Source organism: Tsukamurella tyrosinosolvens (assembly GCF_900104775.1).
GTDB lineage: Bacteria > Actinomycetota > Actinomycetes > Mycobacteriales > Mycobacteriaceae > Tsukamurella > Tsukamurella tyrosinosolvens.
Genome location: NZ_FNSA01000001.1, coordinates 57106 through 67199, shown reverse-complemented (window position 1 = coordinate 67199; position 10094 = coordinate 57106). Strand labels below are relative to the sequence as shown.

Below are 10094 nucleotides of genomic sequence, written 5' to 3'. Positions count from 1 at the left end.
GCTTCGGAAGGCTCCTAGCTGTAGATGAGGCGGCGCAGCTGCCGCTCGGTGAGATCGGGTGCGGCGACGAGCCGGCTGCTCAACTCGTCGGCGAGGGTCGCGAAGATCTCCGCGTTCTTGGCGCCGCGCCCCTGCAGGTCGCGGTGGCGGCGGCGGACGAACTCCTCGACCGGTTCCCGGTAGTAGGCCGTGACGTCGTCGATGACACGCACGGCCTCGGTGGCGGAGAGCCCCGTGGTCCGCGCGATGTGATCCACGAGCTCGCTGTCCGGCACGGCTTCGATCTTCCGGGCCCGACGATGCCGTGTCAATTATCTGCCCGCAATCGGGCAGAACTGAGACCGATTCCGCCCGAATCGAGCGATGGAGACCTCTGATGACAAGAATGCTTGACATCATATGTCAAGGATGCTTGACTCGAACCGTGGAGGACGACGAGAACCCGGTGCGGTCGCGGCGACGCGACCAGCGCATCACCCAGGCTGAACTGGCCGCCGCGGTCGGCGTGAGCCGGCAGACGGTGGTCTCGGTGGAGAAGGGTGACTACGCCCCCAGCGTGTACCTCGCGCTGAAGGTGGCGCGGGCTCTCGGCTCCACCGTCGAAGAACTGTTTCCCCTGAAGGAGGACGATCATGTCGGCTGAGAGTCGCATCGAGGACTTCATCCTCGCCCCGTCGGACCCCGCCTGGGGGGACGAGCGCAATCGCGAGGAGTACTACCGGGCCATGTCGGTGGGCTACTACTGGGCCGCGCCGGCGGCGCTCGTCGGCTCCCTGATCGCGGCGGCGGAGGGTGCGCGGATCACCTCGATGGCCGTGCTCCTGCTGCTGCTCGCGACGCAGCTCGCCACGTACCGCTACTGCAGCAGGCACGACGTGCCGCTGGCGTCCATCACCAGCGCCTTCCTGACGCCGAAGCGCAAGGCCGTGATGGCGGCGATCCTGATCCCGTACCTCGCGGTGTGGTGTGCGCTCCAACTCGACCGGGACCCGAGCACGCTCGCGGGTGCCGCCGTCGGCGGACTCCTGGGCGCCGGGATCGCCGCGGGCGCCGTGTTCCTGGCGGCCCGGACCGAGCGCCGCCGGGACGCCGCGGCCGCCGCCGACGACGACGTATTCGAATAACGAAGGATCCATCGGTACGCTGTGACCTCGTGACCGCCTCCGAAGCCGCTGATCGGGTACCCCTCGATCTCAAGACCCAGCTCGTGCGCTTCGTGCTGACCGGTGGCTTCTCGGCGGTCGTCGACTTCGGGATCACCCTCCTACTCGGCAAGTTCCTCGGCCTGGACGAGGCCCTGGCCAAGACCATCGGCTTCATCTGCGGCACCACCACCGCGTACCTGCTGAACCGGCGGTGGACGTTCCAGGCCGAGCCCTCGACCAAGCGGATGATCGCGGTGTGGGCGCTGTACATCGCCATGTACGGCGTGCAGCTGGGCATCTACATGGCCTTCTACACGCTGTTCCCGCCGCCCGAGGACGGGATCGGCAGCTACGTGAACCGCCTCGTCGCCTTCGTCGTCGCTCAGGGCACCGCGACGGTCGTCAACTTCATCGTCCAGCGCACGGTGATCTTCAAGCTGATGTGATGGCCCGGGCAATTCGGCCGCGGCGAACACTGCTCGTCCCCGGAGTCCTCGCGCTCCTCGGCATCCTGCTATCGCTGTGGCACGGCGGTCGTCCGTCCGTCTGGTTCGACGAGCTCGCCACCGCCTCCGCCCTCGACCGCTCGCCCGGCGAGCTCTGGCACCTGCTGACCAACATCGACGCGGTGCACGGCCTCTACTACTGGGGCGTGCGCACCTTCTCCCTCGTCTTCGGGCTCGACGAGGCCGCGCTGCGGGCCTTCTCGGCGCTCGGCGTCGGCGCGGCCACCGCGGCCTGCTACTGCCTCGCCCGCCGGCTCGGCGGGGAGACCTTCGCGCTGGTCGCCGGGGTGATCGCGCTGGTCCTCCCGCGGCTCACATGGTCGGGTGTCGAGGCGCGCTCCTACTCGTGGGTGATCGCCTCCGCGGCGCTCGTGCTGATCACCGCGCACCGGGCGGCATCGTCGGCCGGCAGGCCCCGCGCCGGGCGGGCCTGGCTCGCCTACGGCGCGGCGCTGCTGCTCGCGACGGTGCTCTTCCTCTACTCCGCGACCCTCGTGCTGGCCGTGGCGGCGGTGTTCGTCGCGGATGAGCGGACCCGCACCCGCGCCGTGCTGAAACCCGCGGCGATCGCCTCCGCGGCCGCGATCGCGTTGGCGAGCCCCGTCGTGTTCCTTGCGGCGACGCAGCGCGACCAGGTCTCCTGGCTGCGATGGCCGGGGTGGCGGATCTTCCAGAACGTGTTGGTCGACCAGTGGTTCGACCACTCGACGGCCTTCGCCGTGGCGGCCTGGCTCGTGATCGCCGTCGCCGCGCTGCTGTGGTGGCGGCGCGGCGTCAACGGATCCGCGCGGGCGAGGAAGGACGGACCGGCGGATGCGGCACCGTCGGGCACGTCACCCAGGGACCTCACGTGCGCGCTCCGCTACGGCCTGGCCGGCGCCCTGGTGCCGCTCGCGGCGATCCTGCTGGTGTCGCCGGTCGTCCCGTCCTACGTCGGGCGGTACGTGAGCTTCACGGTGCCCGGCGTGGTGCTCGTGCTCGCGGCGGCGGTCACGACGGTGGCGCGGGCCCTGCCCCGCCCGCGGGCCGTCGGCGCGGCGCTGCTCGCGGTGCTGACGGTGACCGCGATCCCCGGCTACCTCTGGCAGCACAGCCCGCTGTCGAAGCCGGGCGGCAGCGATTTCAGCTACGCCGCGCGGTACATCCGCGACCACGCGCGCCCCGGCGACTGCGTCTTCTTCCAGGTGCAACCCAGCTGGGCGTGGCCCTCGCTGCGGATCGCGCACGACGGCCTGCCCGGGGTGTTCGACGGCCTGCGGGACATGGGCAACGACGGCGACCGCCGCTCCGACGGGAGGCTCTGGGACAAGGAGAAGGGCGTCAACCAGTGGGCGTCGTGGGCGGCCGACGAGTGCACCGCCGCCTGGGTCCTCACCGATGCCGACCGCACCGAGGACGACTTCCGGCAGGAGAACGGGAACCTGTGGTGGACGTTCCGCCCGTTCCGGTTCATGGGCACCGACATGCAGGTCTCGCTCGACTACGGCGGCCTCGCGGTGGTGCACCAGGAGCAGTTCCACATCCTCCAGGTGGTGCACCTGGTGCAGCCCCCGCCCGCGGAGGGCCCGGACCCGCAGCCGCTGCCGCACACGCGGCACACCTATTGGTGACCACGCAGATATTCGTTAGGCGTATATACGACTTTGTCCGTCGTGTCCACCCTTGTCCGATGTGACATATCCGGGGTTGTCCGCGGCGCGGACCTTCGCGACGATCGTTACGCACAGGTAACGATCGAGGGGAGAGCGTCGTGGTGTCAGTCGGGATCGTCGGAGGGGGTGCCGCGGCCGTGAGCCTGCTGCGGCAGCTCCCCGTGAGCGACGATCTGTCCGTCTCCGTCTACGCCGACCGGGTCATCGGCCCGGGTCGGGCATACGCGGAGGAGTCCGATTCGGCCCTGCTGAACCGGCAGGCGTTCGCGATGTCCATCTCCGCGGAGGAACCCGACGAGTTCGTCGACTGGTGCCGGGCGAACGAGCCGGAGCTCCTCGTCGACGGCGGCCACAGCTTCGTCCCCCGCTGGGCGTACGGCCGCTACCTGCGGCAGTGCACCCAGGCCCGCGCGGTCGACTTCGGCGACTCGCTCACGCGGATCACCGGCCGCGTCACCGACGCGGCGCGCGAGGGCGATCTCTGGCGGCTCGTCGTGCACCGCCCCGGCTTCACGCCGGAGACCTACCGGCACGACGTCGTCGTGCTCGCGCTGGGTTCCAGCCCGCCCGCGGATCCGTACCGGCTCGAGGGGACCGAGAACTACACGCAGGACCCGTATCCCGTCGACGAGTGGCTGCCGACGGTCCTCGCCGGCGACTCCGCCGCCGTGATCGGCACCGGCCTCAGCGCCATCGACGTCGCGCTGGCCGTGGGCTCCCGCGGCTGGGGCGGCCACCTGCTCATGGCCTCGCGGCAGGGCATCCTTCCGGACGTGCGCAGCGACCTCGAGCCGCTCGACTTCGATCCCGATGTGGGCGCCCTCATTCGGCGCGTGCGCCAGCGGCACGGCGGCCTCGAGTGGGAGGACGTCGTGAACATCGTCGACTACCTCGCGGTGGGCGAGGGGCTGCGCCGATCCGAGGTGCGTGCCGCGTTCCGCGCGATCGCCGAGCCCGCCGGGCCCCGCCTCGCGGGTTTCGCCGGCCGCCCCGTCTCGATCGCGCCCGAGGTGCAGCGCCTGGTGATCTGCGTGGCCCAGTACTACGCCAACGACCTCTGGTCGGCGATGACCCGCTCGGCGCGATCGGCCATGGTCGCCACCGTGCACGCACCCTTCCAGGCGCTCGCCAACCCCCTGCCCGCACGGAGCGCGCAGGTCCTCGGGGACATGGTGGTCGACGGTGCACTGACCGTCCGGCACGGCGTCCGGGACGTGGCACCGTCGGCCTCGGGGCTGGTGGTGAGCAGCGCCGACGGTGACGAGGCCGTCCAGCACGTGGTCAACGCGACGCGGACCCCGGCGGGGGCGCCCTCGGGCGCAGCCGCGAGCCTGGTCTCCTCGCTCGTCTACGGCGGCACGGCCCGGCGCAATCCGTACGGCGGTCTGCGGGTGAACGTCGACGACAACGCGATCGTCGGCCGCGACGGCGCATCGGTGCCGGGGCTGTACGCGCTCGGCGAGATCGCTTCGGGCGACCTGTACTACATCAGCAGCATCGCCAAGATCCGCCGCCGGGCCCGCGCGGTGGCACGGTCCATCGCGGAGCGGGTGAATCCGGCGGTGGCGCAGCCGGAACCGGTGGCGGTGACCGGTGGCTGAGGCGAGTGCGGTCGCCGATCGGGAGGAGACCGTCGTGAGCGCGCCCGGCCGGTGGACCACGATCATGCTGCTGGTCGCGGTCACCGCGCCGCAGCTGGGGCTGAGCCTGCTCAATCCGTCGACGCCGCAGATGGCGATCGACCTGCACACGTCGGTCTCCGCCATCCAGCTCACCCTGTCCTGCTACATGGCGGGCTACGCGGTCTCGATGTTCGCCGCGGGCGTGCTCGCGGACCGGTTCGACGCCCGGGCGCTGCAGGCGCTGGGGCTCGTGCTGTTCGCGCTCGGCGGGGTGCTCGCCGCCGCCGCCCCGACAGTGGCGGTGCTCGGCGTCGCCCGATTCGTGCAGGCGGTGGGCGGAACCTCGGCGACGGTGCTGTGCCGCTTGGTGATCCAGCGCCGGTATCCGACGGACGCGCGGATGCACCTGCTCACGTCGCTGTCGATCGTGATCGCCGCGACGCCCGCGCTCACGCCCTTCTTCGGCTCGGCGCTCGTGCAGGTCGCCCCGTGGCGCGCGCTCTTCCTCGGGCTCGCCGCGGTCGGGCTGGTGCTGGCCCTCGCGTTCCTGCGCCTCGTGCCGACGGCCGCCCCGTCGTCGCCCGTCGCGCCGACGCCGCGCGCCATCGGCCGTGGCGTCGCGGAGGCATTCGCGCGCAAGGGCTTCCATCGGCACGCCGTGGTGATCTCGCTGGCCTGGATGGGCTACTTCCTGTTCATCGAGCAGTCCGCCTTCATCCTGCAGGGGCTGCACGGCGCGACCGAGATCCAGTACGGACTGCTACTCATCGTCCCTGCGCTCGGGTACATCGCAGGCAGCGTCGTGATCCGGCGGGCCGCCGTCGCGCGGACCGCCGTGCGGCTGTGCACGATCGGCTCGGCGCTCGGCGGCGCCGCCCTGGTCGCGCTGGCCGCGACCGGGGTCCCGACGGCCGCCGCCGTCGTGCTCCCGCTCGCCGTCGGCTTCCTCGGCGTGGGCGCGGCGATCCCCTTCGCGCAGGCGGGGCTGCTGGAACTGGACCTGAAGGCGCAGGGGGTCGGAGCCGGGCTGTTCTTCTTCCTCCAGATGGGGGCCGGCGCGGTGTACTCCGTGGTCGTCGAGGCGCTGCACCTGCGGTCGGCGGTGAGCACGTCGGTGGCGATCGGCCTGCCCCTGCTCGCCCTCGCCGCCGTCGTCTGGGGGACCACCCGCACGAGGTCGTGACGCGGAACACGACGGATCGGGAATCATCCGGACCGAGGTCCGGTTATAGTTCCCGTATCGCGGCGCACGGTGCGCCGCCTCGAACGAGGAGCTCCACCATGGACGTCGTTTTCCTGATCGGCCGCATCCTGCTCGCGGTCCTGTTCGTGATGTCGGCCGTCGGCCACTTCACCGCCGCCGAGGGGATGGCGCAGTACGCCGCCGCCAAGAAGGTGCCGGCGGCCAAGCTGGCGGTGGTCGGCAGCGGCGTGATCGCGCTGCTCGGCGGCCTGTCGCTGATCCTGGGCGTGTGGATCGACCTGGGCGCGCTGCTGCTCGTGCTGTTCCTGCTGCCCGTCACGGTGATGATGCACGACTTCTGGAAGGCCGTGGATCCGGAGGCCAAGCAGACCGAGATGATCTCGTTCAACAAGAACCTCGCCCTCATCGGCGGCGCGCTGATCCTGTTCTACTTCGTCAACGTCACCCAGTCCGTGCCGCTGGGCCTCACCGGCCCGCTGTTCCCGGCCTGGTGATTCAGCCCTGAACCGCTCGGCCCGGGCCATCGATGATGGCCCGGGCCGAGCCGTCTCCCGGATCCGCGGCTCGGGGCCCGGGCGGCCCTATCCGCGTCGGGTGACCGAGGGCGGGACCCCGTACCGGCGCCGGTACGCGGCGGCGAAGCGGCCGGTGTGGTGGAAGCCCCACCGCATCGCGACATCGGCCACGGTGTCCATCGGGGAGGCGTGGACGAGGTCGTGGTGGGCGCGTTCGAGGCGGACCCCGAGCAGGTACTCGCGCGGGCTCACGCCGACGTACAGCCGGAACCCCTCCTGCAACCTGCGCACACTCACCCCCGCTGCCTCCGCCATGTCGGACGCCGTCCATACCCGCGCGGGGTCGGCGTGGATCCGGTCGATCACCCGCTTGACGATCCGTGGCCGCGCCAGAGGTGCGCCGGGCTCCTCGTCCGGAACCGCCGCGACGATGAATGCGGTCGTCAACGTGCTCGCGAGCTGGTGGGCGACGCGTTCGTTCTGCAGCACCCAGGCGTTCCCTCGGAGCTGCGCCGCCAGCGACTGCACGAGAGACACCCAGCCGGCGCCGGATTCGGTCGCGATGTCGAGACTCGTCGGCAGGTGCGGCACCGGCCCCGGCAGCGTCCGGGTCAGTTCGTTGTGGAGGTAGTCCCGATCGAAGCGGATGCCGAGGATGGTGCACGACTGCGACCATCGAGTGATCCTGGTCGGGGTGTCCGGCCGGTAGATCGCGGCCGACAGGGGCGTGGCCCGGATGCTCTCACTGCCGGTGACCGATTCGAGGTAGCCGTCCAGCGGCACGTTGACCGCGTATCCGTCGGGGTGATCGGTCGAGACCGACACCTCGGCACCCCATCCGATGTGCGCGATCCGGACGGGCCCGAGTGTCACGCTGTCGACCGAGACGTTGTCGGTCGTCGCGCGCGTCAACGGAACGAGATCGTGCGGGAAGTACGCGTCCGAGACGACGTCGCGTGCCTCGTCCCAATCGGACGGGCCGGCGGCGCCCGTCTCCGGTGATCCGCGTTCCATCATTTCCACCTGTAGCTCCCGCGCGGCCGTTCGGCCGTCTGCACGCCTTCATTCAAGTGTGATGTCGGCCGTGGGAATGTCAAACAGAGACTCGGATCACAATCGACCGCGCTAACCGGATCGGCACCGCGCTCAGCGGATCGACCGCGCTCGCGCCCGCGCCTAGCTTCGAGTCACCTCAGCAACTCTCGACGAGAAAGGAGGTGTCCACCATGGAGCAACGCGAACTCCGCAACATCTTCGGGCAGTTCGCCAGCGGCGTCACGGTGATCACCTGCACGAACTCGGACGGCACCGCGCACGGCGCCACGGTGACGGCGTTCACGGCGGTCTCGATGGAGCCGCGGCTCTGCCAAGTGACGATGACGAAGAAGTCGAAGGCCTGCGCCTACCTCAGCGATGCTCCGTTCGCCGTCAACGTTCTGGCCGCGGATCAGGTCGATATCGCGATGAACTTCGCGGGTCGCCCGTGCGAGCCCGGACCGGTCTGGGCCGAGGGGCCGACCGCGCCGATCATCTGCGGTGCGGCGGCGACGTTCTCGTGCATCCCGTGGGCCCAGTACGACGGCGGCGATCACGTCATCTTCATCGGCGAGATCGTCGCCGCCGAATCGTCCGGCAAGCAGCCGCTGCTGTTCTACCGCAGCACCTTTCACGACCTCGGAGCGCCTTCCTCCGCGGCCGTCTGGAGCGGCTCCTGCGACGACCCGCTCAACGGCTGGTTCGACGCCGAGACCTCGTTCACACCCCTGCATCTCCTCCCCGCGACACCGATCGGAAGCAACTGACATGACCACGACGGAATCCGCTCCCCGCAACGGGATCGACACCAGCGCTACCAACCCCGCCGAGAACGCCCCCGCGAACAGCGTCCGGAACTTCGCCTCGCGCCCGATGACGGGCGACGAGTACATCGAATCGCTCAGGGACGATCGCGAGATCTGGCTGCACGGCGAGCGGGTGAAGGACGTCACGACGCACCCGGCGTTCCGCAACCCGGTCCGGATGACCGCCCGGCTCTACGACTCGATGCACACCGGCGAGCACGTCGACGCGGTGACCACGCCCACAGATACCGGCAACGGCGGCGTCACGATGCCGTTCTTCAAGGCGCCGACGTCCGCGGAGGACATGCTCAAGGAGCGCGACGCCATCGCCACCTGGGCGCGGATGACCTACGGCTGGATGGGCCGGTCTCCCGACTACAAGGCGAGCTTCCTGGGCACACTGCACGCGAACAAGGAGCTGTACTCGCCGTTCCAGGCGAACGCGGAGCGGTGGTACAAGGAGTCGCAGGAGAAGGTCCTGTACTGGAACCACGCGATCATCAATCCGCCCGTCGACCGGCAGCTCCCGCCCGACGAGGTCGGCGACGTGTTCATGAAGGTGGAGAAGGAGACCGATGCCGGGCTCATCGTCTCCGGCGCCAAGGTGGTGGCCACCGGATCGGCGATCACCAACTACAACTTCATCGCGCACTACGGCCTGCCGATCAAGAAGAAGGAGTTCGCGCTCATCTGCACGGTCCCGATGGACGCACCCGGGGTGAAGCTGATCTGCCGGTCGTCCTTCACCCAGAACGCGGCCGTCATGGGCAGCCCGTTCGACTACCCGCTGTCGAGCAGGATGGACGAGAACGACACCATCTTCGTCTTCGACAAGGTGCTGGTTCCCTGGGAGAACGTCTTCATGTACGGCGACGTGGAGAAGATCAACGCCTTCTTCCCGCAGTCGGGGTTCCTGCCGCGCTTCACCTTTCAGGGCTGCACCAGGCTCGCGGTCAAGCTGGACTTCATCGCGGGCCTGCTGATGAAGGCGCTCGACGCGACGGGCGCCGGCGGGTTCCGCGGGGTGCAGACGCGCGTCGGCGAGGTCATCGGGTGGCGGAACCTGTTCTGGTCCCTGACCGAATCGATGGCGCGCGACCCCGAGCCGTGGGTCGGGGACACCGTGCTCCCGAAGCTGGAGTACGGCCTCACGTACCGCATGTTCATGATCCAGGGGTACCCCCGGATCAAGGAGATCATCGAGCAGGACGTCGCGTCCGGGCTGATCTACCTGCCGTCCAGTTCCCTCGACTTCAAGAGCCCCGATGTGCGGCCGTACCTCGACAAGTACGTGCGCGGGTCGGACGGCATGCCCGCGGTCGAGCGGGTGAAGATCATGAAGGCCCTGTGGGATTCGATCGGATCCGAGTTCGGCGGCCGGCACGAGCTGTACGAGCGGAACTACTCGGGCAACCATGAGAACGTGAAGGCCGAGCTCCTGTTCGCCGCGCAGAACCGCGGCGGCGTCAGCTCCATGAAGGGGCTCGCCGAGCAGTGCCTCGCGGAGTACGACCTCGACGGCTGGACGGTGCCGGACCTCATCGGCAACGACGACGTCTCGTTCTTCGCGAAGAAGTAGGACGCCGGCTGTGCCCTGACACGAGACCGG

The 10094-nt window shown here is 69.8% G+C and carries 11 protein-coding genes; 9 read left to right on the top strand and 2 right to left on the bottom strand.

All coding sequences use genetic code 11. The features are described 5' to 3' along the window. Window positions 1–14 precede the first annotated feature (14 nt). On the bottom strand, window positions 15–275 hold the full coding sequence (locus tag BLW32_RS00370; protein WP_068526103.1) for a hypothetical protein: 261 nt from the start codon (window positions 273–275) through the stop codon (window positions 15–17). A 149-nt stretch (window positions 276–424) separates the two neighbouring features. On the opposite strand from BLW32_RS00370, the gene BLW32_RS00365 reads away from it, so the two are divergent. From BLW32_RS00365 to BLW32_RS00335, 7 genes are all read left to right on the top strand, one after another. Then, window positions 425–643 carry a helix-turn-helix transcriptional regulator gene (locus BLW32_RS00365; protein WP_225536116.1) on the top strand — a complete coding sequence of 73 codons (219 nt, stop codon included), beginning with the start codon at window positions 425–427 and terminating at the stop codon, window positions 641–643. Then, a complete protein-coding gene (locus BLW32_RS00360) occupies window positions 633–1124 on the top strand; it encodes a hypothetical protein (protein WP_068740083.1) in 492 nt (163 codons plus the stop codon). Before BLW32_RS00365 ends, BLW32_RS00360 begins: the two co-directional genes overlap by 11 nt. Window positions 1125–1153: 29 nt before the next feature. Then, complete coding sequence (locus BLW32_RS00355) at window positions 1154–1591, top strand: GtrA family protein (protein WP_068526100.1); 438 nt, start codon at window positions 1154–1156, stop codon at window positions 1589–1591. Next, the gene (locus BLW32_RS00350; RefSeq protein WP_068740082.1) at window positions 1591–3261 is read left to right on the top strand and encodes a glycosyltransferase family 39 protein; all 1671 of its coding nucleotides are present in this window, start codon (window positions 1591–1593) and stop codon (window positions 3259–3261) included. The genes BLW32_RS00355 and BLW32_RS00350 overlap by 1 nt, the downstream gene beginning before the upstream one ends. A gap of 140 nt (window positions 3262–3401) precedes the next feature. Next, a complete protein-coding gene (locus tag BLW32_RS00345) occupies window positions 3402–4904 on the top strand; it encodes an FAD/NAD(P)-binding protein (RefSeq protein ID WP_068740080.1) in 1503 nt (500 codons plus the stop codon). A 34-nt stretch (window positions 4905–4938) separates the two neighbouring features. Next, on the top strand, window positions 4939–6108 hold the full coding sequence (locus BLW32_RS00340) for an MFS transporter (RefSeq protein ID WP_139285999.1): 1170 nt from the start codon (window positions 4939–4941) through the stop codon (window positions 6106–6108). Window positions 6109–6206: 98 nt separating this feature from the next. Then, window positions 6207–6623, top strand: coding sequence for a DoxX family membrane protein (locus tag BLW32_RS00335; protein WP_068526096.1), 417 nt, complete (start codon window positions 6207–6209; stop codon window positions 6621–6623). An 87-nt stretch (window positions 6624–6710) separates the two neighbouring features. Here BLW32_RS00335 and BLW32_RS00330 read toward each other — a convergent pair whose 3' ends face one another. Then, window positions 6711–7661, bottom strand: a complete 951-nt coding sequence (locus BLW32_RS00330; protein WP_411863235.1) for an AraC family transcriptional regulator — start codon at window positions 7659–7661, stop codon at window positions 6711–6713. Between the two features lie 209 nt (window positions 7662–7870). Between BLW32_RS00330 and BLW32_RS00325 the strand changes: the two genes are divergently transcribed. Together BLW32_RS00325 and BLW32_RS00320 are read left to right on the top strand one after the other, a co-directional pair. Further along, the gene (locus BLW32_RS00325) at window positions 7871–8446 is read left to right on the top strand and encodes a flavin reductase family protein (protein WP_068740076.1); all 576 of its coding nucleotides are present in this window, start codon (window positions 7871–7873) and stop codon (window positions 8444–8446) included. A gap of 1 nt (window position 8447) precedes the next feature. Next, window positions 8448–10064, top strand: a complete 1617-nt coding sequence (locus tag BLW32_RS00320) for a 4-hydroxyphenylacetate 3-hydroxylase family protein (RefSeq protein WP_068526094.1) — start codon at window positions 8448–8450, stop codon at window positions 10062–10064. Window positions 10065–10094 lie beyond the last annotated feature (30 nt).